Below are 22,360 nucleotides of genomic sequence, written 5' to 3' on the forward strand. Positions count from 1 at the left end.
GCCTACCGCCGGCCGCCGACCCGAAGACCTCCCCGAACCCTCCCCCGAAGGCCCACCCGCACCTCCCCTGGCACCCCTCCCGGAAGTTCCTCCCGCAGAGAGCGAGCACCGCCATGCCCAGAACCGGACGCCTGACCGGCGCGGCCACCCTCCTCGCCGCCATATCCGTACTCGCCACGGCCTGTACGGGCCAGAGCGGGAACGCGGCCGCCGACGATCCGACGAAGGACGTCACCCTTTCCTTCTGGCACGGCTGGTCCGCGCCGAGCGAGGTCAAGGCGATCGAGGAGAACATCGCGCGGTTCGAGAAGGCGCACCCGAACATCAAGGTCAAGGTCACCGGCAACATGACCGACGACAAGATCAACCAGGCGCTGCGGGCGGGCGGGAACGGCGCCCCCGACGTGGTCTCCTCCTTCACCACCGACAGCGTCGGCAAGTTCTGCAACTCCCGCGCCTTCGCCGACCTGAACCCCTTCCTGGAGAAGTCCGGGATCGACAAGACGAAGGTCTTCCCCAAGACCCTGCTGGAGTACACCCAGTTCAACGGCAACCAGTGCACGCTGCCGCTGCTGAACGACGCGTACGGGCTCGTCTACAACAAGACCGCCTTCGCCGCCGCCGGCATCACCGAACCGCCCAAGACGTGGAGCCGGTTCACCGAGGTCGCGCAGAAGCTGACCAAGCCCAAGGGCGACTCGTACGAGCAGGTCGGCCTGATGCCCACCTTCCACGGGTACGAGACGAAGCCGACCCGCCTCGCCGCCCAGTGGGGCGCCACGTACTTCGGCGCCGACGGGAAGGCGGGCCTGTCCAAGGACCCGGCCTTCGCGCAGATGCTCACCGCGCAGAAGGACCTGGTCGAGAAGCTCGGCGGGTACGAGAAGCTGGAGAGGTTCCGCACCACCTTCGGCGACGAGTGGAGCGCCGAACACCCCTTCCACCGCGGCCAGGTCGCCATGCAGATCGACGGCGAGTGGCGGGCCGCGATGGCCAAGGACGCGGGGGTCGGCTTCGAGATCGGCACCGCGCCGCTGCCGGTGCCCGATGACCGGGCCGCCGACTACGGCAAGGGCTACCTCTCCGGCACGATCATGGGCATCGCCTCGGTGAGCACGAAGCAGAACGCCGCCTGGGAGCTGGTCAAGTACATGACCACCGACACCGAGGCGGTGGTGGCCTTCGCCAACGCCATCCACAACGTGCCGTCCACCCTGGCGGCGCTGGACTCCCCCGACCTCCAGCTGACGCCTGAGTTCAAGACCTTCGTCGACATCGCCCGGCACCCGAAGTCCAGCACCACCCCCGCCCAGGCCGACGGCGGCACCTACCAGCTGACCTTCGAGGACTTCGCGTACGGGGTCGAGAAGGGCGCCGTCGCCGACATCACGGCCGGCCTCGCCAAGGTCGACCAGCAGATCGACACGGACATCGCGAAGGCGAAGTAGCCCGATGACCTCCGCCGCCGCACGCACCGCGGCCCCCACCGCCCCTGACGGGGCCCCCGACACGGCCGCGGACGGCGGCGCCGGCGGCGCGGCCGCCCGCGCCGTCCGCGCCGCGCGGACGAGGCGCCGGCGGTCCGCCCTGCGGACCGCGGCCTTCATGTCCCCCTGGCTGATCGGGTTCGCGGTCTTCTTCGCCTACCCGCTCCTGTCCACCGTGTACTTCTCCTTCACCAAGTACGACGGCTTCCGGCCGCCCGTCTTCAACGGGCTCGACAACTGGTCCTACGTCTTCACCGACTCGCCCGCCTTCTGGCCGGCGATGCGCAACACCCTGTGGCTCGTCGTGGTGATGGTCGGCTGCCGCGTCGCCTTCGGACTCGGCATCGGCCTGCTCATCACGAAGATCAAGACCGGCACCGGGGTCTTCCGGACCCTCTTCTACCTGCCCTACCTGGCCCCGCCGGTCGCCGCCACGCTGGCCTTCGTCTTCCTGCTCAACCCCGGCACCGGCCCCGTCAACACCCTGCTGGACTCGGTCGGACTGCCCACCCCAGGCTGGTTCACCGACCCCGCCTGGTCCAAGCCGGCGCTCACCGCCCTCGCCCTGTGGGGCGTCGGCGACCTGATGGTCATCTTCATGGCCGCCCTGCTCGACGTGCCGAGGGAGCAGTACGAGGCCGCCGAGCTGGACGGCGCCGGAGCCTGGGCGCGCTTCCGCCACATCACCCTGCCGAACATCTCCCCGATCGTCCTGTTCGCGGTCGTCACCGGGGTCATCCAGGCGATGCAGTACTACACCCAGCCGCTCGTGGCCGGGAAGGTGGCGGCCGGGGTGATCGGCGGCTCGGGCCAGCAGTTCGAACCGGGCTACCCCGACAAGTCCACCCTGACCCTGCCCCAGCTCGTCTACAACCTCGGGTTCCAGCGCTTCGACTACGGCACCGCCTGCGTCATCGCGCTGGTCCTGTTCGCCCTGTCCATGGCCTTCACCGCGCTCCTGATGCGCCGCCGTGGCGGACTGATCGGAGCAGGTGAGTGAGCACGCGCAGCCGCAAGGCCGTCCTCCACTGGGTCGGGGTGCACTCCCTCGGCGTGGCCGCCGCCCTGTTCTTCGTCCTCCCGTTCGTCTTCCTCCTGCTGACCTCCCTGATGGGCGACCGGCAGGCCCTGACCCGCGACCTGTGGCCCGACACCTGGGAGTGGGGCAACTACGCCACGGTGTGGAACACCCCCGGCTTCCTGACCTGGTGGCGCAACACCCTGCTGTACGCCGGGCTCGGCACCCTGCTGACCGTGGTCTCCTCGGTGCCCGTGGCCTACGCCCTCGCCAAGTTCCGCTTCCGCGGACGGCGCCTGTCGCTGATGCTCGTCATCGCCATGATGATGCTGCCGCCGCAGGTGGTGGTCATCCCCATGTACCTCTTCTGGGCGAAACAGCTCGGCATGACGGGCAGCCTGTGGCCGCTGATCGTCCCGATGGCCTTCGGCGACGCCTTCTCCATCTTCCTGCTCCGCCAGTTCCTGCTGACCATCCCCGACGAGTACCTCGACGCGGCCCGCGTCGACGGCTGCGGCGAACTGCGCACCCTGCTGCGCGTCGTCCTGCCGATGGCCAGGCCCGGGATCGCGGCCGTCGCCCTGTTCCAGTTCTTCTACGCCTGGAACGACTACTTCGGCCCGCAGATCTACGCCTCGGACAACCCGGCCGCCTGGACCCTCAGCTACGGGCTGGAGTCCTTCAAGGGCGCCCACCACACCAACTGGAACCTGACCATGGCCGCGACCGTACTGGTCATGGCACCGGTGATCGTCCTCTTCTTCTTCGCCCAGAAGGCGTTCGTCGAAGGCGTCACCCTGACCGGAGTGAAAGGCTGATGACCATGAAACTCGCAGTGGTGGGCGGCGGTTCCACCTACACGCCCGAGCTGATCGACGGCTTCGCCCGGCTGCGCGACAGCCTGCCGGTCTCCGAACTGGTGCTGATCGACCCCGCCGCCGGCCGGCTGGAGCTGATCGGCGGCCTGGCCCGGCGGATCTTCGCCCGGCAGGGCCACCCCGGCAGGATCACCACCACCTCCGACCTCGACGCGGGGGTCGAGGGCGCCGACGCGGTCCTGATCCAGCTGCGCGTCGGCGGCCAGGCAGCCCGGCTCCAGGACGAGACCTGGCCGCTGGAGTGCGGCTGCGTCGGCCAGGAGACCACCGGCGCGGGCGGCCTGGCGAAGGCCCTGCGCACCGTCCCGGTGGTCCTCGACATCGCCGAACGGGTCCGCCGGGCCAGCCCGGACGCCTGGATCATCGACTTCACCAACCCGGTCGGGATCGTCACCCGGGCCCTGCTCCAGGCCGGGCACAAGGCCGTCGGACTGTGCAACGTCGCCATCGGCTTCCAGCGGAAGTTCGCGGCCCTGCTCGACCTGGCCCCCGCCGACATCCACCTGGACCACGTCGGGCTCAACCACCTCACCTGGGAGCTGGGCGTCCGCCGGGGCGGCCCGGAGGGCGAGGACCTGCTGCCGCGGCTGCTCGCCGACCACGCGGACGCGATCGCCGGGGACCTGCACCTGCCTCGCGCGGTGCTGGACCGGCTCGGCGTGGTGCCCTCGTACTACCTGCGCTACTTCTACGCGCACGACGAGGTCGTCCGGGAGCTCGGCTCCAAGCCCTCGCGGGCCGCCGAGGTGGCCGCGATGGAACGCGAACTGCTCGCCCTGTACGGCGACCCCGCACTGGACGAGAAGCCCGCGCTGCTGGCCAAGCGGGGCGGCGCCTTCTACTCGGAAGCGGCCGTGGACCTCGCGGCCTCGCTGCTGGGCGGCGGCGGTCCGGCCGTGCAGGTGGTCAACACCCGCAACGACGGCACCCTGCCGTTCCTCCCCGACGACGCGGTCGTCGAGGTGCAGGCCCGGGTGGACGGCTCCGGCCCGGTTCCGCTGGCCGCGCCCCGGCTGGACCCCCTGTACGCCGGGCTCGTCGCGCACGTGACGGCGTACGAGGACCTCGCGCTGGACGCGGCGGTCCGCGGCGGGCGCGAGCGGGTCTTCAACGCGCTGCTGGCGCACCCGCTGGTCGGCCAGTTCGACCGGGCCGAGGCGCTGACCGACCGCCTCCTCGCGCACAACAAGGAGCACCTGGCATGGCTGTGACCCTCCCCGCGGTGCTGGCGATCGACGCGGGCAACAGCAAGACGGACGTGGCGCTCGTCGCCCCGGACGGCTCGGTGACGGCCACCGGTCAGGCCGGGGGCTTCCAGCCGTTCCGCACGGGGATCGCCGCGGCCGTCGACGTGCTCGCCGAGGCGATGGCCTCCGTCGGCCTGGACCACCGCGGGGAGGGCGGCACCGGGCCGTGCGCCGAGTACGTCTCGGCCTGTCTGGCGAACGCGGACTTCCCGGTGGAGGAGCGGGAACTGGGCCACGAGATCCGGCGCCGCGGCTGGGGCCGCGTGACGGCGGTGCACAACGACACCTTCGCGCTGCTGCGCGCCGGACTGCCCCCGGGCGCCGCGCCGCGCGGCGTCGCGGTGGTCTGCGGCGCCGGCATCAACTGCGTCGGGATGACCCCGGACGGCCGGACCGCGCGCTTCCCCGCGGTCGGCCGCATCTCCGGCGACTGGGGCGGCGGGGGCGGACTGGCCGAGGAGGCCCTGTGGTTCGCGGCCCGGGCCGAGGACGGGCGCGGCGAACCGACCGAACTGGCCCGGGCGCTGCCCGCGCACTTCGGCCTGGACTCCATGTACGCGCTGATCGAGGAGATGCACCTGGGCCGCGTCCCCGCCGAGCGGCGGCACGAGCTGACCCCGCTGCTGTTCGCGGTGGCCGCGGCGGGCGACCCGGTGGCGCTGGCCCTGGTGCACCGGCAGGCGGACGAGGTGGTGTCCATGGCGACGGTGGCGCTGCGCCGGCTGGACCTGCTGGACGAGGAGGCGCCCGTGGTCCTCGGCGGCAGCGTGCTGGCCGCCCGCCACCCGCAGCTGAACGACCGGATCGCCGCGGGCCTCGCCGAACGCGCCCCGCACGCCCGGATCTCGGTGGTCACGGCGCCCCCGGTGCTGGGGGCCGCGCTGCTCGGCCTGGACGCGCTCGGGTCCGAGCCCTTCGCCCACAGCAAACTCCGTGCCCGTTTCGGGTGAACCCGCCCGAACGGGCCGCGGGTCTGGAACCGTGGCGGTCGCAGGGACGTATTGACGGTGAAGGGGCGAAGGGGACGCCCCCGGGGACGTATCGCCCAAGATCGAGGACCGGTGCTGTCACCGGCCGTCCCTACGTCCATACTGCTGCGCAGGCTCCCGGCCACATCCGGGGGTGCAGAGACCGAGGGGGAGGTCACGGTGGCCATCACGACACGCGCGCCCGCGCCGCCGGGCGGTCACGCCGGGCCGCCCGGCGGGCCGCCGGGACGGGGCACCGCATGGGCCGAGGGCGTGGAGCGGCTGCGCGCGGCCGCGACGACCGAACCCGGCCGACTGCGGATCGTCGGCGCCGCCGTGGCCGCCCTGATCCTGCTCTTCGGCACGGTGAGCGTCTGGGAGATGTCCGGCCGGGTCGGCGCCGCCGAGGACGTCGTGGGCCGCAGCCAGCCGCTGAGCGCGGACGCCGCCAGCATCTACCGCTCCCTCGCGGACGCCGACACCACCTCCTCCAACGGCTTCCTCGCGGGCGGCCAGGAGCCGCGCGAGGTCCGCCAGCGGTACGAGAAGGACATCGCCAACGCCTCGAAGCTGCTCGTGAGCGCGGCCGCCAACACCCGGGTCGACGAGGAGTCCCGCGCGCAGATCTCCCTGCTGAGCGAGGGTCTGCCCCGCTACACCGGACTGATCGAGCAGGCCCGCGCCACGAACCGGCAGGGCCTGCCGCTGGGCGGCGCCTACCTCCGCTACGCCAACGAGCAGATGACCACCCAGCTGCTGCCGGCCGCCCAGCGGCTCTACGAGGCGGAGACCCGGCGGCTCTACACCGACCACGACGAGGCCCGGTCCTGGCCGCTGGCCTCGATCGCCACCGGCCTGCTCGCGCTCGCCGCCCTGGCGTGGGTGCAGCGGCGCAACTACCGGCGCACGAACCGGGTCTTCAACCACGGCCTGGTCGCCGCGACGGCCGCCTCGCTGGTGGTGCTGCTGTGGCTGGTCGTGGGGCACACGGTGGCCCGGGCGGACCTGAGCCAGGCGCGGGCCGACGGACAGGAGTCGCTGAAGGTCCTCAACGACGCGCGGATCGCCTCCCTCCAGGCACGGGCCGGCGAGAACCTGACGCTGATCGCGCGGGGCGCCGTACTGGCCGAGGACAACAAGTCCGACAAGTACGACGTGGACTTCACGCACAACATGAAGCAGCTGGACACCGGCCTGGCGGCAGCCCGGCGGCTCGCGGACGACCAGGCCGGCCGTGATCCCCTGAGCCGGGCGGCGACCGGCGTGGAGCAGTGGAAGACGCGGCACGCGGCGGCCCGGGAGGCGGACCTCAAGGGCGACTACGACGCCGCCCGGGACCAGGTCGTCGGCAACGACGCGCACAAGGAGAGCAGCGGCGCCGCCTTCGACACGGTGGACGCCTCCCTGGCACAGGCGGTGGCCCACGAGCAGCAGGAGTTCACCCGGGCGGCCCGGGACGGTCTCGGCGCCCTGGGCGGTTTGATGACGGGCGCGGCGGCCCTGGCGGCCCTCGGCGCGGCGGCGGCGCTGCTCGGTATCGGGCGCAGGCTTTCGGAGTACAGGTGAGAGCGATGCGGATACGAGCGGTACGCGCCCCCGGGGCGAACGGCGCCGGCGCGGACCACGGGGTCCCGGCGGCGGAGCCGGGCGGAGCCGGCGGAGTGCGGCGGGCCGCCCGGCGCCTGCGCGGCTGGGGCGGGGTCAGCGCGATGGCCGCCGCCTGCGCGGTCACGGCCGCGGCCGCCCTGCTCCCGCTGGCCCAGGGCGCCCCGGACGGCGGCCGCCCGGCCGCGGTCGTGTCCGCGCAGGGGGCGGCCTCCCTCGCGGTCGCCCCGGCCGCGCCGGCCGACACCTGCCAGAACCCGGAGGCGAGCCTGCGCCCGTCCACCGTGGACGGGGCGACCATCGCCCGGATCAGGTCGGCGGGCAAGCTCGTGGCGGGCGTCGACCAGAACAGCTTCCGCTGGGGGTACCTCAACCAGGCCCGCGGCGGCGCCCTCGACGGCTTCGACATCGACCTGGTCCGGGCCATAGCCAAGGACATCCTCGGCGACCCGGACGCGGTGATCTACCGGGCCATCCCCACCAGCCAGCGCGTCCCCGCGCTCCAGGACGGGCGGGTCGACGTCGTCGTGCGGACCATGACGATCAACTGCAAGCGCCTGGAGGACGTCGCCTTCTCGACGGCCTACTTCGAGGCGGGGCAGCAGGTGCTGGCCCCCAAGGGGTCGCCGATCACCGGCTACGACTCCTCGCTGAAGGACAAGCGGGTCTGCTTCGCGGCCGGTTCCACGGCGGAGGCGACGCTGACGGCCCAGTCGTACGGCTCGGTGCCGGTCACCGTGCCCAACCAGCTGGACTGCCTGGTGCGCCTCCAGCTCGGCGAGGTCGACGGCATCGTCACCGACAACGCCCTCGCCGCCGGCCAGGCCGCGCAGGACCCCTCGGTGCAGCTGGTCGGCTCGCCCTTCACCCGCGAGTTCTACGGCGTGGCGATGAACAAGGACGCCTCCGACCTCGTGCGCCGGGTCAACAAGGTGCTGGAGGACTACCGCGCGGGCGGAGCCGGCAGCCCGTGGATGACCTCCTACGGCGTCCACCTCAAGGCCGTGCTGCCCAACGTCGGCGGTCCGCCCGAGCCCAAGTACCGGGACGGCTGAGGCCGGTGGCGGAGTCGGAGTCGGAGCAGCGGGCGCGGTCGGGCGGCGCGGAGTCGGGGGAGGCGGGATCGGCAGTGATGGACCGGGACGACGTCGACCGTGCGCTGGCCCGGCTGGGCGCGGAGCACGAGGCCGTGGAGACCTCCCTGCTCGCCCTCCAGGACCACGCCGGCCGGCGCCTGCTGGAGGGCGCCGCGCTGACCGGTGCCACCGCGGAGCGCTGGGCGGCCGCCGACGCGGACATCACCCGGCTGTGGACGTACTTCGACGCCTACAGCGGGGCGCTGACCGCCGCCCGGGAGATCCGCGAGCGGCGCCGCTGGCCGAACCGCGAGGAACTGGCCGAGCTCACCGAGCGGCTGCGCGGGCCCGGGGTGCTGATCGCGGGTGCCGCGGTGGAGGGGTCCGCGCTGGCGGAGCGGTTCTCGCTCGCCGAGCTGGTGGCCCGGATGAACGAGCTGTACGCCCGCTCCCTCGACGTGGTCGTGGCCGCCGACGCGGTCTGGTCGGCGCTGCCCGCCCGCATAGACCTCCTCGCCGCTGAGCTGCACCGCACCCGCTCGCTGGCCCACTCGGTGGGCGTGCGCCCCGGTGAGCACCCCTCCGGCGACGACCTGGAGGACATCACGGCCGAGCTGACCGGGCTGCGAGCGCGGGTGATCGAGGACCCGCTGGCGTTCTGGCTGCCGGTCGCGGGGAGTTCCGCGCCCGGCGGCGGCCGGCCCGACACCGGTCGCTACGACCGCGCCGCGCTCGCTCTGGAGGACGTGCGCCGGGAGGTCGAGGCCGTACTGGACGTGCGGCAGGACGCCGAACAGCGGCTGATCAGCCTGCGGGACGTGCTGTCGCGGGCGGACCGGACCCTCGCCGAGGCGCGGACCGCGCGCGGCGAGGTGCTGGCGAAGATCGCCGCGTCCGAGGTCCCGGCCGTGAGCGGGCCGCCCACGGTGCTCCAGGAGCAGCTCGCGGCGGCGGCCGAACACCGGCGCCGCTCCCGGTGGCACCGGCTCTCGCCGCTGCTGGAGTCCCTGGAGGAGCGCGCCGACGAGGAGTTGCGGCGGGCCCGCGAGTCGTTGACGGCGGTGACGGCTCCCCTCGCCGTCCGGGCCGAGCTGCGCGGACGCCTCGACGCGTACAAGGCGAAGGTGGCCCGGCACGGCATGGCGGAGGACCCGGTGCTGATCGAGCGCTACGACACGGCCCGGCGGATGCTGTGGAGCGCCCCCTGCGACCTGCGGGCCGCCGAGATGGCCGTCCTGCGCTACCAGCAGGCGACCGCCGAGTCACTGTTGCCCCAGCAGTCCCTGCCGGATCACCACTGGCCCACCGGGCCGGGGAAGGAGGACGCATGAGCCTGACCGGAACGACGTGCGTTCGCCCCGGCTGCCCGGGGACGTACGAGGACATGGGCGGCGGCGGCCTGTACTGCGACACCTGCGGGCTGGCGCCCGCCGGCGCGGTCGCCGCGGGAGCGGAGGAGCTGGTCTCGCCGCCGACGGGCATGACCAGCGCGGCGAAGGGCTCCCTGGGGTCCGGCGGGTCCCGGGGCTCGGCCGGCTCGCACGGTTCACAGGGCTCCCACGGCTCGGCGCGGTCCTCGGGGTCGGCGCGGTCCTCGCGCTCGTCCCGTTCCTCGCAGTCCCGGCGCTCCGTGTCGGGACGGCTGTCGCGCGCCCTGACCGGGACCGCCTCCACCCGGTCGGTGTCGGTCCGCAGCTCGGGCTCGGCCTCCTCGTCCTCGGGGCGCGGGCGGCTCGGCGCCGGGCTGGTGACGATGCCGGAGGTGCCGCGTCCGGACCCCTCTGCGGCGGTCCTGGAGAACCCGGAGGTGCCGGAGCGCAAGCGGTTCTGCTCGCGCTCGGACTGCGGGGCCCCGGTGGGGCGTTCGCGGGGCGAGCGGCAGGGCCGGACGGAAGGGTTCTGCACCAAGTGCGGCCACCCGTACTCCTTCGTGCCCAAGCTGCGCGCGGGCGACGTGGTGCACGGCCAGTACGAGGTGGCGGGCTGCCTGGCGCACGGCGGGCTCGGCTGGGTGTACCTGGCGGTGGACCGGGCGGTCTCGAACCGGTGGGTGGTGCTCAAGGGCCTGCTGGACACCGGCGACCAGGACGCGATGGAGGCCGCGATCTCCGAGCGGCGCTTCCTGGCGGAGATCGAGCACTCCAACATCGTGCGGATCTACAACTTCGTGGAGCACCTGGACCAGCGGACCGGTTCGCTGGACGGGTACATCGTCATGGAGTACGTGGGCGGCAAGTCGCTGAAGGAGATCGCCAACGAGCGGCGCCGGACGGACGGTCGGCGCGATCCGCTGCCGGTGGAGCAGGCGTGCGCGTACGGGATCGAGGCGCTGGAGGCGCTCGGCCACCTGCACAGCCGCAACCTCCTGTACTGCGACTTCAAGGTCGACAACGCGATCCAGCAGCAGGACCAGCTGAAGCTGATCGACATGGGCGCGGTCCGCCGGATGGACGACGAGGAGTCGGCCATCTACGGGACCGTGGGCTACCAGGCGCCGGAGGTCGCGGAGCTGGGCCCGTCGGTCGCCTCCGACCTGTACACGGTGGCGCGGACGCTGGCGGTCCTGACCTTCGACTTCCAGGGCTACACCAACGTGTTCGTGGACTCGCTCCCCGACCCGGAGCACATCGAGGTGTTCGGGCGGTACGAGTCCTTCTACCGGCTGCTGGTGCGGGCCACCGACCCCGATCCGGGGCGGCGTTTCGCCTCCGCGCAGGAGATGGCCGACCAGCTGACGGGCGTGCTGCGGGAGGTGGTCGCGCTCCAGACGGGCCGGCCGCGGCCGCAGCTGTCGACGCTGTTCAGTCCGGAGCTGCGGGTGCCGGACACCCGGCTGTTCGCGGACGAGGCGGGCCTGGAGGTCTCGCGCCTGGGCGTACGGCCGGTGTCCGCGCGCAGGCGCGGCCCGTTCGGCCGCGGCACGGCGGGGACGGGTGCTGCGGGTACGGGCGCTGCGGGTACGGGCGCCGCGGGAGGCGGGGTCGCGGGAGCCGGCGGTACCGGAGCCGGCTTCGGCGCGTCCGGCGGTACCGGGCCGGTCGTCGCCACCGGGCACGGCGCCACCGCGCACCCCGGCACCGTTCCGCCCCCCGGTCCGGCCGCGCCCGGCGTGCTGCCGTACCCGGTGGCGGGGCCCGCCGCCGCGTACGGGACCGGGGCGCCGCTGCCCGCGCTCGGAACCACCGCCACGCACGTGGCCGGCGGCGCCGTGCCCGCGCCCCGGCACGCCCCGGCCGCGGCCCCCGCGCCGCGGCACGCGGCGCCGCCCGCCCCCGGTCCCGGCCCGGCGGTGGCCGCCGTACCGTCCCGTACGGCGGGCCTGGCGCGCCTCGACGCGCGGGGCACGGCGCTGGCCCTGCCGGTGCCGCTGGTGGACCCGGCCGACCCCAACGCCGGGTTCCTGGCCGGCCTGCTCGCCTCCGCCCCGGCCGACCTGCTGGGCGCGCTGGGCTCGGCGCCCGCCGACTCGGCCGAGCTGCGGCTGCGCGAGCTGCGGGCCCGGCTGGAGCTGGGCGAGCTCCCGGCCGCCGGGAGCACGCTGGCGGAGCTGGAGGACCGGCACCCGGACGACTGGCGGGTGGTGTGGGCGCGCGGCATCGCCTCGCTGGCCGCCGGTGACGACGAGGTCGCGGCCCTGTCCTTCGACGCGATCTACGACGCCTTCCCGGGCGAGCCCGCTCCGAAGCTCGCCCTCGGGCTCTGCGCCGAGGTGCTCGGGCAGCTCGACAACGCCGCCGAGTACTACCGGCTCGTCTGGATCACCGACCCCGGGTTCGTGAGCGCGGCCTTCGGGCTGGCCCGGGTCCAGCTGGCCGCCGGAGACCGGGACGCGGCCGTGCACACGCTGGAGTCCGTGCCGGAGGCGTCCATCCACTACACCGCCGCGCGGGTGGCGGCCGTACGCGCACGTCTGCGCGACCGGTCGCCGCAGGAGCCGCTGCTGGCCGATCTGCGGGCCGCCTCCGACCAGGTGGAGGCGCTGCGGCGGTTCGGGCTGGACCCGGAACGGCAGGAGCGGCTGGCGACCGAGGTTCTGGGCTCGGCCCTGGACTGGGTACTGTCGGGTGGCCGGGGTTCCGACCCCGGCCGGACCTCGCTGCTCGGCAGTCAACTCGACGAGCGCGGACTGCGCTTCGGACTGGAGCGCTCGTACCGCGTCCTCGCCCGGCTGGCACAGCGGGGCGAGGAGAGGATCGAACTGGTGGAGCGGGCAAACCGTTTCCGTCCCCGGACGTGGGTGTGATTGATGTCGATGCATCGGCTGTCGGGCTGCCCCGGCTGCGCGGAACCCCTGGAGGACGGTGACCGCTTCTGCGGCGTCTGCGGCTACGCCGTCACCGCCCCTCCCCCGGCTCCGGCCGCGGACCACCCCACCGTTCCCCTCCCGCCGCCACCGGGAGCCGCGCCGGCGCCCGTGCCGGCTGCGGCTCCGGCCGCCGCACCCGCACCCGCTCCGGCTCCGGCTCCGCCCGGCGACGGCCACGGCGCGCCCGGACCGGCGCCCGGCTGGGGCAGCGCGGCCTCGGCCGCGCCGACCCTCGTCGGCGACCCCGCGGGCTGGACCGGCGCCCCGCCGGAGCCGGGCGCCGCGTACGGCACCGGCGGCGAACCGGCCTACGCCACCCCGCCCGCGGCCACCGCGCCCCCCGCGGCCCCGCCCGCCCCCGGCCCCGCACCCGCGGCCCGGTACGACCACCCCGGCAGACCTGCCGGGGACACCGGTCCGGAGCCCGGCGCCGACCCGGCGCGGGAGCACCACCGGTACGACGGCCCCCGGTCCGCCCCGCAGGGCGCGACCTCCGGGCACGAGGGCTCGTACGCCGCCCCGCAGGGGACGGCCCCGGGCCACGGCGACCCGTACGGCACCCCGCAGGCCGGCAACGGCACGCCGCCCGGGGGGACGCCCGCCGCCGGGAGGACCTGCGTCGCCTGCCGGGCGGGACACGTGGACACCGACGGGTACTGCGAGCACTGCGGGCACGCCCAGCCCCGGGAGCGGGACCACCAGGAGGAGGAGCTCGGCAGCGTCGCCGCCGTCAGCGACCGGGGGCTGCGCCACCACCGCAACGAGGACTCGTTCGCCGTGGCGGCCACCGCCCTGCCCGACGGCTCCGCCGCCACCGTGGCAATCGTCTGCGACGGCGTCTCCTCCGCGAGCCGCCCCGACGAGGCGTCGGCCGCGGCCGCCGCCGCCGCGAACGAGGCGCTGCTCGACGCGCTCCCCCGCGGCGCGCACCCCCAGGAGGCCATGCACGAGGCGATCCTGGCCGCCGCCACCGCGGTGAACGCGCTGGCCCCGGAGACCCCCGGCGCGCAGAACGCCCCCGCCTGCACCCTGGTCGGCGCGGTCGTCAGCAGCGGGCTGCTGACCATCGGCTGGGTGGGCGACAGCCGCGCGTACTGGGTCCCGGACGACCGGGCCGCCCTGCCCCGGCGCCTCACCGAGGACGACTCGTGGGCGGCGCAGATGGTCGCGGCCGGCCTGATGGGCGAGGCCGAGGCCTACGCCGACGTGCGCGCCCACGCCATCACCGGCTGGCTCGGCGCCGACATGTACGACCTCGAACCGCACACCGCCACCTTCAAGCCGGACCACCCCGGCGTGGTCGTCGTCTGCACCGACGGCCTCTGGAACTACGCCGAGTCCGCCCGGGACATGGCCCGGGTGCTCCCCGCGGACGCCGCCGTCCGCCCCCTGCACAGTGCGCAGGTCCTGGTGGGGCACGCGCTGGACGGCGGCGGCCACGACAACGTCACCGTGGCCGTCGTGCCGTTCGCGGCGCAGCCCGATCCCCGACCGGAACCGGGAGCCGGACCCGAAGCGGAACCGGAACCGCGCCCGCAGGCCTGACCCGCCTGCCCGAGCCTTCTAGGAGACCGACCGATGGCGAACTTCGCCAAGCCGAGCGCCCCGCGCTTCACGCTGGAGGTGTACCAGAACGAGTTCCTCCCCGAGGGCGGGCGGGACGTCCACGCGATCGTGACGGCCACCTCCACCGGCGGGGCCACGGCCACCCGGGCGGCGGCCCTCCAGGGCACGGCAGCCGTCGTGATCATGGTCGACTGCTCGGGGTCGATGGAGTACCCGCCCGAGAAGATGCGCGGGGCCCGCGAGGCCACGGCCGCCGCCGTGGACACGCTGCGCGACGGCACCTCCTTCGCGGTGATCGCCGGAACCCACGTGGCCAAGGAGGTGTACCCGGGCCAGGGCCGCCTCGCCGTCGCCGGGCCGGCGACCCGCGCCGAGGCCAAGGAGGCGCTGCGGGGCCTGCGCTCGGGCGGCGGCACCGCCATCGGCACCTGGCTGCGGCTGGCCGACGGCCTGCTGCGCCAGTCCGCCGCGGTCATCCGGCACGGCATCCTGCTGACCGACGGCCGCAACGAGCACGAGGAGCCGGCCGTGCTGCGCGCCACCCTCGACGCCTGCGCGGGCCGCTTCACCTGCGACGCCCGCGGGGTGGGCACCGACTGGGAGGTCAAGGAGGTCACCGGGATCGCGAGCGCGCTGCTCGGCTCGGCCGACATCGTGGCCGACCCCGCGCACCTCGCCGGGGACTTCACGCACATGATGGAGAACGTCATGGGCAAGGAGGTCGCGGACGTGGCGCTGCGCCTGTGGACCCCGGTCGGCGTGGAGATCCAGTACGTCAAGCAGGTGGCGCCCGCCGTGCAGGACCTGACGGACCGCCGCACCGAGGCGGGCCCGCGGGCCGGCGACTACCCGACCGGCTCCTGGGGCGACGAGTCCCGCGAGTACCACGTGTGCGTGCGCGTCCCGAGCGCCTCGGTCGGCCAGGAGATGCTCGCGGCCCGCGCCACGCTCGTCCTGCCGGGGGCGGCCGGCGAGCCGGCGTCCGTCCTGGCCCAGGGACTGGTCCGCGCGGTGTGGACGGACGACCTCGCCTCGTCGACCGCGATCAACCCGCAAGTCGCCCACTACACCGGGCAGGCGGAGCTCGCGCAGGCTATCCAGCAGGGTCTGGAAGCCCGCAAAATGGGCGACGTCGACGGCGCCACGGCCAAGCTGGGCCGGGCGGTGCAACTGGCGAACGTGTCCGGAAACTCCGACACCGCGAAGCTTCTGTCGAAGGTGGTGGATGTCGTGGATGCGGCGGCGGGTACTGTGCGGCTGAAAGCCAGGGTCACCGACGCCGACGAGATGACTCTCGAAACCCGGTCGATTCAGACCGTCCGAGTGAAGAAGACCTGAGAAGACCTGACGTGATGACGCAGGGAGAAGAAGGGGGAAGCGCCGCCATGCCGACCTGCCCGAACGGGCACCAGTCCGCCTCCGACGACTGGTGCGAGGTCTGCGGCCACCGCATGGCTGCCCGGGAGAGCGCCCCCGCCGCGCCCTCCTACGGCTACGGCTACCCCCCGACCTCCGGTGAGCCGACCACCCAGGCCGAGCTCTGCCCGCAGTGCCGGACCCCGCGCGAGGCCATGGCCCCGTTCTGCGAGGAGTGCCGGTACAACTTCCTGACCCGTACGCCGACTTCGTACGCGCCGCCGGCCACCCCGGACCAGGGGCAGCAGGGCCAGGGCGCGCACGGCCAGGGCCAGGGGTCGCACGGCCAGGGTCAGGGTCAGGGTCCGCAGGGTCAGGGGCCGCACGGCCAGGGCCAGGGCCAGGCTCCGCAGGGCGGCCGGCTCCCGCAGGGCAGCACCCCCGGTCCCGGCGTCACTCCCCTCCCCCCGCCGACGCCGCCCGCGCAGAACCCCGGCACGTACGCCCAGGACCACTTCGAGTACCAGGGCTCGCGGCCCTCCCGGGTGAACCGCGGGGCCGAGCCGCTCCAGCGCGAGGACGACTGGCTGCTCCCGCCTCCCGCGCACGAACCGCAGCAGGAGTACCAGCAGCCTCAGCAGCAGCACCAGTATCAGCAGCAGCCCCCGCAGCAGGAGTACCAGGAGTACGCGCAGCACCAGCACCAGCCGTCGTACCAGCAGCACCAGCCCCACCCGCCACAGTCCTTCGCGCCCCAGGGCGGCGGCTCGTGGTCGGCGACGATCGGCCCGGACCGCTCGTACTTCATGGCGATGATGCAGCGCAGCGGCCCGGAGGCGGCCGCGCTCAACCTGCCCGCGTACTCCCCGGAGCAGCACCTGCCGCTGTCCGGCGGCCAGATCACCATCGGCCGCCGCCGCGCCTCCACGGGCGAGTCCCCGGACATCGACCTGTCGGTGCCCCCGGAGGACCCGGGCGTCTCCCACCAGCACGCGGTCCTGGTCCAGCAGCCGGACCTCAGCTGGGCGGTGGTGGACCAGAACTCCACCAACGGCACCACGATCAACGGCGGCGAGGAGCCGATCCAGCCCTACGTCCCGGTCCCCCTGGCCGACGGCGACCGCGTCCACGTGGGCGCCTGGACCACGATCACCCTCCGCCGCTCCTGACCCCCGCGCCCGGTCCGCCGGGGCCGCTCGCCGGCCCCGGCAGGCCCGTGTGTCCCATCCACCGGGCCGGTCGACCGGCCTTACCCACTACGCTGCGGTGGTGCAGCGCCTCGCTCTCTTCGACCTCGACGACACGCTGATCGACCGTCGCCGCACCCTCAGCGCGGTGATCGCCCGGTTCGCGTGCCGTCACGGTCTCGACGACATCGACCGGGCAACGGTCCTGGACCGCCTGGCCGAGCGTGCCCGTCCCGAGGACTTCTCCGCGATCCGCAGCGCCTACGGTCTGGCCTCCCCCTCAGAGGACCTGTGGCGGGTCTACGTCGAAGACACGGCCGAGCTGACATCGTGCCCCCGAGACGTGCTGGAGGGCCTGGACACGCTGAGGGAGAGCGGCTGGCGCGTGGGCGTCGCGACGAACGGATCCGCTGACATCCAATGGGCCAAACTGCACGCCACCGGCATCGCGGGCCACGTCGACGCGGTGTGCGTATCCGGGGAAATCGGCGTGCGGAAGCCGGACCGAGGGCTGTTCGCGGCCGCCGCCGAACTCTGCGGGATGTCCGTGGAAGACGGTGGATGGATGGTGGGCGACGACCCGGTCAAGGACATCGCGGGCGGCAGATCCGCCGGTCTTCGCACCGTCTGGATCGGCAGCCTCTCCCACTGGCCCACCGCCCACGCCCCGCCCGACCGGGCTGCGCCCACCGCTGCGGCAGCACTGGAGCTGCTCGTGGAACACTCCCGATCGAGGAGGATCTGATGCCGGCCGCCGACATCACCGTGGGGCTGCTGCACCCCGGCAGCATGGGGGCGGCCTTCGGCGCCCAGCTCCGCGCGAAGGGGACGACCGTGCTGTGGTGCCCAGCGGGTCGCAGCGACGCGACGCGAAACCGGGCCGAAGCTGCCGGAATCGAACCGGTGGCCCTTCCGGAACTGCTGGACCGGTCCGACACCGTCCTCGCCCTCTGCCCGCCCGCCGCAGCCGAGGAGACCGCTGCCAAGGTCCATGCGTACGGCTTCGCCGACCGGACGTACATCGAGGCCAATGCGATCGCACCGGAGCGGATGCGACGCATCGCGGAACTCCTCGCCGGGGCGCACGTCGTCGACGCGGCGGTGATCGGGTCCCCTCCCGTCGGCGGCAAGAAGCCGGTCCTCTACTTGTCCGGATCAGAGGTCCACACCCAATGGGCCGCCCGTCTCTTCGACGGCACCGACATCGGCGCACGGGACCTGGAGAGGGAGATCGGCGCCGCATCCGCTCTGAAACTCTCATACTCCAGCTATCAGAAGGCCTCTCGTGTCCTGGCTGCCCTCGCCTATGCCGCCGCCCGGACACACGGTGTGGGCGAAGAACTCGTCTCCATCGCGGCCAAGCGCGCCGGCAGCTATCTCACGGAGACCGACTACATCCCCAAAACCGCCTCTCGGGCATGGCGTTGGGGGCCCGAACTCGCCGATGCCGGTGACCTGCTCAGGGACGCGGGCCTGCCCGACAACTTGATGCGGGCGGCTGCACGCACTCTGGAACACTGGGACGCCGCACGCGACAGTTCCTTGAGCGTCGAAGAGGCACTGGCCCTTCTGACATCGGACCCCCGTCAGAGCTGACGGTCCTCATCGCACGAGCTTGCGGATGACGATGCCGACGGTCAGCGTGGTGAAGAGCAGCCCGCCTCCGGTGCAGCCCACCGCCAGTGCGGTCCAGGCATGCGTCTTCAACTCGGACGGGGCGCCCACTCCGATGTTGAGCCAGAGGGCGCAGGCCAAGGTGAGGGCCTTGCCCGCGGCGACCGCGTCAAGCAGTCCACCGCCTGCTGAGCTGCCCCCCAAACCGGACAGATGCAGTACGGCGCCTGTGGACAGCATTGCGCCGCCGAGCGTGCGCGCCGGGTTGCGGGCCCGGACGCCCCAGCCCAGGACTCCGCCGAGCAGGCCGCGCCCGACGAGGCGATGGAGCAGGGTCCCGTCCTGCGCCTCCCGCTGGCGGGTGAAGTAGTAGAGCTGGTCGCCCTCCGACATCCGGCGCCGCTGCTGCAGAGTCGTGCGTACAGCCTCCAGCGCGCCCGGGCTCACGCGGGTGAAGACTCGTTCGAGGAACCCGGTGACCTGCTCGTCGTTGCGGAAGACCGCATCCCCGAGATCGACTTCTCGGATGCTGCTCGTTCCGGCCAGCCGGAACCGCGCCGGTCCGCTGGGCAGTGCGAGCGACTGCACCGCGCTGTCCGCCAGCTCCACCACCAGTGGAGAGACCTCGTCCGCCCCGGCGCGGAGCCGGGCGATGCTCGATGAGCGGATGGCCAGTTCTGCCGTACCGACCGTAGCGGCGGGCTCCGCTGTCCCGGGTTCGCGACGCTGCGCGGGAACGGTGGCCACATGGCGCAGCCCCCTCACCTCGGCGGTTCCCCGGACCTCGCTGTCCGAGAGGGCACTCGCCTCCCCCGGGACCACCATGCCGTTGATGCGGAGCCCGTCCCTGCAGCGCACTCCGGTGCCGCGGAAGGGGGCGTCCACACGGACGCGCCGGAGCAACAGAGTCGATACATCGACCTCGTCCAGCGTGAGACCGGCCAGCCAGAGGTCATCGAGCGAGATCGTCTCGGTGATGTTCAGGTTCTCCAGGGCAACCGTCGGGCGACGACGCCGTCCGACGGCCGCCTGACTTCGCAGGGTCACCGTCGCCGCCCGCAATCGCTTGAGGTGGACGGGGCCCCGCATGGCCACGATCTGGACCGAGTCCGTCACCCGTACGCCTTCGAACCGCGTCAGGCCGCACGAATGCACGTCCAGGACCTCGAGGGTCGATTCGCTGACGTCGATCTCACAGTTCAGCGGGGTGTTGCGGATGATCAGCCGGCCGATGCGCGAGTTGCTGACGAGCAGGGCGTCGGCCGTGCAGTGGTCGATGATCAGCTCTTCGACGACGCAGGAGCGTACGGCGATGATTCCGTCCGTGCTGACCCGGGTCAGAGCCAGCCGCCCTGCGGTCAGCGAGTCCAGGACGAGGGAGTCGTCGATGTCCCGCTGGCTGATCGCCAGGTTCCGCTCCCCGCCCGTCGGCACCTCCACGCGCGCGACCCGCGCCAGCGCGTCCAGCGTGCTGATCGCCCCCACCACTCCCCCTCCGTCCCGGCACGTGAGCGTCCGCCGGGCGATTCCCCCAAGGACTTCACGGGTGGACCGTGACGGTCCCTCCAAGCAGCTCGGTCAGCGCCCCGGGCCGCGCGTACTCCCACCCGGGTCGCGCGAAGGCCGTCTCCACCAGCTCGGCGACGCGCTCCGGATCGGATTGATCGGAACGCACCAAGAGGTGGAAGAGCCGCTCGCCCTCGGGCACTGCGGCGAGATCGGCCAGGGCTTCGTCCCAGGCCGCGAGGCGGTCGGCCGTATCGCGGTCGCCCCGTCCCAGGGACCTCTCACCGCACACCAAGCGAGGCACCCACAGCAGCACGCACAGCCAGGGTTCGTCGACGGCGGCGGTGAAGGAGCGCAGGTGGTCGACGCTCCCCATGTGCACCACGGGGATGCCCCCGCCTTCACGCATCGCTTCCATGTCGGCACGGTCGATGGCGTAGGTATTGCCGTAACGCTCCGTCTCCAGGACCACCCGTCCTGCGGAGCGGAGGGATACGAGCTCGTCCCGGTCGGCCATCCGGTACCCGGCGGTGCGCCCCGATCCGACCTTCACCTTCCGCAGTTGACCGAACCGTGCGTCGCGCCGCGCCAGGGCAGCGCTGATCGTGTCCTTCCCCGCTGCCGGCGGACCGAAGAGGACGACCCCTCCGCCCGTGGTGCCGATACGTCCGGCATCTTCCCCGTGTCCTGGTGCCACGGTCACTCGCCGGCCTCCTCGTAGCGATCGGCCAGCACCGCGGCAACCGATTCCACCTGTTCCGCGAGCGGAGTCATCGCGGTGACACGATTGTCGACCAGGTGGAAATCGCCGACGGGGCGCTGCTCCGATGGAATCGACGCCGCGTACTGCCGCCAGTTCGTGAGCTTCCACGTATCCCGTGAGGCATTGCGCGAGGTGAGCCGTTCCCGCATCGAGGACGCGTCACTGTCCACCCACACCATCTCCAGACCCGCGCCCAGTCGAGAACAGTGCCGACGAGTACGGCTGACCCATTGCGGGTCGGTGACCTCTCCCAGGAACGGCGCCACCGCGACGACGGTCACCCCGCATTCGAGGTTCTCCCAGCAGGCCTTCATCAGGGCCTCGTACTCGAGCGGCCGCACGGTCTCGACGTACAGGCGGCTCTGCCGGTCGTCGGGATCACCGTTGAGCTGTCTCAGCAACGACTCCGTCAGGGGCCTGGTCAGCGTGTCCTTGTCCAGCAGGGGCCAGCCGGTCGCCTGCGACATCATTTTCCCCGCCTCCGACTTCCCGGACCCGGCGTATCCGGTGACCAGGACGAGGGCGACCGTCCGACGGGACGGGACCGAACCAGTACTCAACGAGACTCCCCCAAGCGTGACCGTTGCACTCAGCGCACTCTAGTACCCAACCTCGTTGACCGGCGCGAGAGTTGACTGCCACCCATGGTGTCGAGCCGCGACAGCACCGCATGTCAGGGAGCGGGACGGCCTTCAGCGCACCGGCTCTCCCAGTGGCCACACGTACGGGCCCCCGGGGTCGTCGAGCCAGGACCACTGGCCTTCGGCGGTGACCGTGACGCCGAAGCGTTCGCGGGCCGGGCGGTCCTCGCGGCGCCACAGGTCCAGGGCTTCGCGGGGGTGCAGCACGCCCGCCGTGAGCACCAGCAGGAACTCGAACCGCTCGTTGTCCACGAGGTCGTACGGGTCCCCGTACGAGGTCCCGGCCCGCCCGGCCGGCGCCGCCGTGGCGCCGCGCAGCGGGACGAAGTAGGCCGGGGTCTGCAGGAAGCCGCCCTCGGCGAATTCCGCGTCGCGGATGGTGAGGGCGATCAGGCCGGTCGCCAGCGGGGCCAGGATCCGCGCCCCCGGCCGGCACTGGCCGAGCCAGGCGTACGGGACCAGCGGGAGCGTGCAGGTGGCCATGATCCGGTCGAAGGGGGCCCGGGACGGGCATCCGCGGGCTCCGTCGCCGGTGACCACGGCGGGCCGGTAGCCGAGCCGGGCCAGGTGGGAGCGCGCGGACTCGGTGATCTCCTCGTCGAGGTCCACGGTCGTCACGAGGTCCTGGCCGAGCCGGTGGCAGAGCAGGGCGGCGTTGTATCCGGTGCCCGCGCCGATCTCCAGCACGCGGTCGCCGTCGCGCACCCCGAGCGCCTCCAGCATCCTCGCCATCAGGGAGGGCTGGCTGCTGGAGGAGAGCAGCTCGCCGTCGCGCAGCCGGGTCGCCAGCGGGGCGTCGGCGTAGACCCCGCGCAGCCAGCGGGCCCGCCGCTCGGGGTCGGGGTCCTCGGACCAGAGGCGTTCGTGGCCCGCGCCCCGGCCGGTCCAGAAGTAGGGGACGAACACGTGCCGGGGCACCGCGGTGAACGCCGCCCGCCAGTGCGGATCGTCCAGCGCCCCGGCGGCGGACAGCTCGCGGACCTGGGCGGCGTGCGCGGCCTCCCGCAGATCGCGGGCCCCGGTGCCTGCGGTGTGTGCGGCCATGCCTCCACTGTCCTGCGCGGGGCGCGTGCGTGCGACCGCTCGGGGGCTCCTCGGGGCGCCGTCGCGGCTTCCGTCGGGAGGTCCTAGGACCCGGGACC

At 73.4% G+C, this 22,360-nt stretch carries 18 protein-coding genes; 14 read left to right on the forward strand and 4 right to left on the reverse strand.

Annotation, left to right across the window (positions count from 1 at the left end):
• Positions 1-113: 113 nt before the first annotated feature.
• The 14 genes from ACZ6S8_RS14400 to ACZ6S8_RS14465 all read left to right on the forward strand — a co-directional run bounded on the left by ACZ6S8_RS14400 (position 114) and on the right by ACZ6S8_RS14465 (position 18,290).
• The gene (locus ACZ6S8_RS14400) at positions 114-1,448 is read left to right on the forward strand and encodes an ABC transporter substrate-binding protein (protein WP_469455540.1); all 1,335 of its coding nucleotides are present in this window, start codon (positions 114-116) and stop codon (positions 1,446-1,448) included.
• A gap of 157 nt (positions 1,449-1,605) precedes the next feature.
• Complete coding sequence (locus tag ACZ6S8_RS14405) at positions 1,606-2,487, forward strand: carbohydrate ABC transporter permease (protein WP_469455989.1); 882 nt, start codon at positions 1,606-1,608, stop codon at positions 2,485-2,487.
• Positions 2,484-3,323 carry a carbohydrate ABC transporter permease gene (locus ACZ6S8_RS14410; RefSeq protein WP_469455542.1) on the forward strand — a complete coding sequence of 280 codons (840 nt, stop codon included), beginning with the start codon at positions 2,484-2,486 and terminating at the stop codon, positions 3,321-3,323. The genes ACZ6S8_RS14405 and ACZ6S8_RS14410 overlap by 4 nt, the downstream gene beginning before the upstream one ends.
• Before the next feature lie 5 nt (positions 3,324-3,328).
• Positions 3,329-4,594, forward strand: a complete 1,266-nt coding sequence (locus ACZ6S8_RS14415; protein ID WP_469455543.1) for a 6-phospho-beta-glucosidase — start codon at positions 3,329-3,331, stop codon at positions 4,592-4,594.
• On the forward strand, positions 4,585-5,580 hold the full coding sequence (locus ACZ6S8_RS14420) for an N-acetylglucosamine kinase (protein ID WP_469455545.1): 996 nt from the start codon (positions 4,585-4,587) through the stop codon (positions 5,578-5,580). The genes ACZ6S8_RS14415 and ACZ6S8_RS14420 overlap by 10 nt, the downstream gene beginning before the upstream one ends.
• Positions 5,581-5,784: 204 nt before the next feature.
• A complete protein-coding gene (locus ACZ6S8_RS14425; RefSeq protein WP_469455991.1) occupies positions 5,785-7,164 on the forward strand; it encodes a hypothetical protein in 1,380 nt (459 codons plus the stop codon).
• Between the two features lie 143 nt (positions 7,165-7,307).
• A complete protein-coding gene (locus ACZ6S8_RS14430; protein ID WP_469455993.1) occupies positions 7,308-8,258 on the forward strand; it encodes a glutamate ABC transporter substrate-binding protein in 951 nt (316 codons plus the stop codon).
• A gap of 77 nt (positions 8,259-8,335) precedes the next feature.
• Complete coding sequence (locus tag ACZ6S8_RS14435; protein ID WP_469455547.1) at positions 8,336-9,610, forward strand: coiled-coil domain-containing protein; 1,275 nt, start codon at positions 8,336-8,338, stop codon at positions 9,608-9,610.
• Entirely contained in the window at positions 9,607-12,522 is a 2,916-nt protein-coding gene (locus ACZ6S8_RS14440) for a serine/threonine-protein kinase (RefSeq protein ID WP_469455548.1), read from the forward strand. Before ACZ6S8_RS14435 ends, ACZ6S8_RS14440 begins: the two co-directional genes overlap by 4 nt.
• Before the next feature lie 3 nt (positions 12,523-12,525).
• Entirely contained in the window at positions 12,526-14,130 is a 1,605-nt protein-coding gene (locus ACZ6S8_RS14445; protein WP_469455550.1) for a PP2C family protein-serine/threonine phosphatase, read from the forward strand.
• A gap of 33 nt (positions 14,131-14,163) precedes the next feature.
• A complete protein-coding gene (locus ACZ6S8_RS14450) occupies positions 14,164-15,489 on the forward strand; it encodes a vWA domain-containing protein (RefSeq protein WP_469455552.1) in 1,326 nt (441 codons plus the stop codon).
• Between the two features lie 47 nt (positions 15,490-15,536).
• On the forward strand, positions 15,537-16,676 hold the full coding sequence (locus ACZ6S8_RS14455; RefSeq protein WP_469455555.1) for an FHA domain-containing protein: 1,140 nt from the start codon (positions 15,537-15,539) through the stop codon (positions 16,674-16,676).
• Between the two features lie 100 nt (positions 16,677-16,776).
• Positions 16,777-17,439, forward strand: coding sequence for an HAD family hydrolase (locus ACZ6S8_RS14460; RefSeq protein ID WP_469455557.1), 663 nt, complete (start codon positions 16,777-16,779; stop codon positions 17,437-17,439).
• Positions 17,439-18,290, forward strand: a complete 852-nt coding sequence (locus tag ACZ6S8_RS14465; protein WP_469455559.1) for a DUF1932 domain-containing protein — start codon at positions 17,439-17,441, stop codon at positions 18,288-18,290. Before ACZ6S8_RS14460 ends, ACZ6S8_RS14465 begins: the two co-directional genes overlap by 1 nt.
• Positions 18,291-18,296: 6 nt before the next feature.
• Here ACZ6S8_RS14465 and ACZ6S8_RS14470 read toward each other — a convergent pair whose 3' ends face one another.
• The 4 genes from ACZ6S8_RS14470 to ACZ6S8_RS14485 form a co-directional block, all read right to left on the reverse strand.
• The gene (locus tag ACZ6S8_RS14470; protein ID WP_469455561.1) at positions 18,297-19,793 is read right to left on the reverse strand and encodes a hypothetical protein; all 1,497 of its coding nucleotides are present in this window, start codon (positions 19,791-19,793) and stop codon (positions 18,297-18,299) included.
• Positions 19,794-19,848: 55 nt separating this feature from the next.
• Positions 19,849-20,517: a guanylate kinase gene (locus ACZ6S8_RS14475; RefSeq protein ID WP_469455563.1), complete on the reverse strand. Its 669-nt coding sequence runs from the start codon at positions 20,515-20,517 to the stop codon at positions 19,849-19,851.
• Positions 20,514-21,137, reverse strand: coding sequence for a P-loop nucleotide/nucleoside kinase family protein (locus ACZ6S8_RS14480; protein ID WP_469455565.1), 624 nt, complete (start codon positions 21,135-21,137; stop codon positions 20,514-20,516). The genes ACZ6S8_RS14475 and ACZ6S8_RS14480 overlap by 4 nt, the downstream gene beginning before the upstream one ends.
• Before the next feature lie 132 nt (positions 21,138-21,269).
• Entirely contained in the window at positions 21,270-22,262 is a 993-nt protein-coding gene (locus ACZ6S8_RS14485; protein ID WP_469455567.1) for a methyltransferase domain-containing protein, read from the reverse strand.
• Between the last annotated feature and the right edge of the window lie 98 nt (positions 22,263-22,360).

The organism is Streptomyces sp. NPDC048461, from assembly GCF_055587105.1.